Origin of the sequence: Streptomyces sp. NPDC051172, from assembly GCF_040682555.1 — a bacterium.
Taxonomy (GTDB): domain Bacteria; phylum Actinomycetota; class Actinomycetes; order Streptomycetales; family Streptomycetaceae; genus Streptomyces.
The window spans coordinates 1-1,041 of sequence record NZ_JBFBBE010000489.1; the positions used below are offsets into that span (position 1 = coordinate 1).

Consider the following 1,041-nt stretch of genomic DNA (forward strand, 5'->3'; position numbering starts at 1 on the left):
GCCGGCCACGTCAGGGACCGGGGCGGGTCCGGCACGGTGATCTCGTGCGCCGCCAGATCCCGCATCCTGCGGTTCAAGGTTTGGACCACGCCGCCGGCGCGAGTGGCCCGCTGGTGCTTGCCCGTCCCCTTGTCCGGACGCCACCGGTCCTGGAGACGTCCGCGGGCGGCCTCGGCCGCGCTGGTGAGGGCGGCGTGTTCGGCCAGCTGCTGCTCATGCTCCTGTTCCCAGGCGGCCCGCTCGGCACGCCGCCCCTTCTCCCAGGCCTCATAGCCTCCGGTGTACTGCCGGGGGCGACCGTCACGAGTGGGATCCAGGTCGAGGAAGACGTCGGCGACGTCCTTCATCAGTGCGCGGTCATGGGTGACCACGGCGAACCCCCCAGCGTGCTCCCTCAGTGCCCGTGTCAGGTACTCCAGGGCCCCGGCGTCGAGATGGTTGGTGGGCTCGTCCAGCAAGAGCAGGTCCACCGCAGAGCCCAGGACGACGGCCAGCCGGACGCGGTACCGCTGTCCGACGGACAGTGCCCGCAGCGGACAAGCCCGATCCGTGCAGGCGGACAGGCCGTGCAACGCGAGGTCGATGCGCCGCTCGGCGTCCCAGGCGTCGAGGGCGGTGGCCGTCTCCAGCGCTCGGGCGTAGGCGTCATCGGCTCCAGGCCTGCCCTCTGCCATGGCGAGGGTGGCCTCCTCGAGGCGGTCCAGGACACGGAGGGACTCGCCGATGGAGTCGTGGACGAGGTCACCGACCGTGCGGTCGTCGTCCACGTCGAGGTCCTGTTCGACGAGGGCGACCGTCCCTGCGCGGGTCACGGTGCCGGAGTCCGGCATCAGGGTGCCGGCGAGCACATGCAGCAGCGTGGTCTTGCCGCGGCCGTTCTCACCGACGACGGCCAACCGGGATCCGGCGGAGACCGTGACGTCCACGTCGTTCAGCACGGTTCGATCGCCCAGGGTGAGGGTGATGCTCTCGGCTCGGATGTGGGCGGCGCTGCCTGCAGGCAGGGCAGGGGTGTTCAGAGGGGTCAGGGTCATCGTGGTC

At 71.2% G+C, this 1,041-nt stretch carries 1 protein-coding gene; it reads right to left on the reverse strand.

The window, feature by feature from the left end; all coding sequences use genetic code 11:
• Positions 1-938 (reverse strand): ATP-binding cassette domain-containing protein (locus tag AB0N07_RS52150; RefSeq protein ID WP_365848166.1); only part of this gene is annotated, 938 nt, incomplete at its 3' end.
• Positions 939-1,041 lie beyond the last annotated feature (103 nt).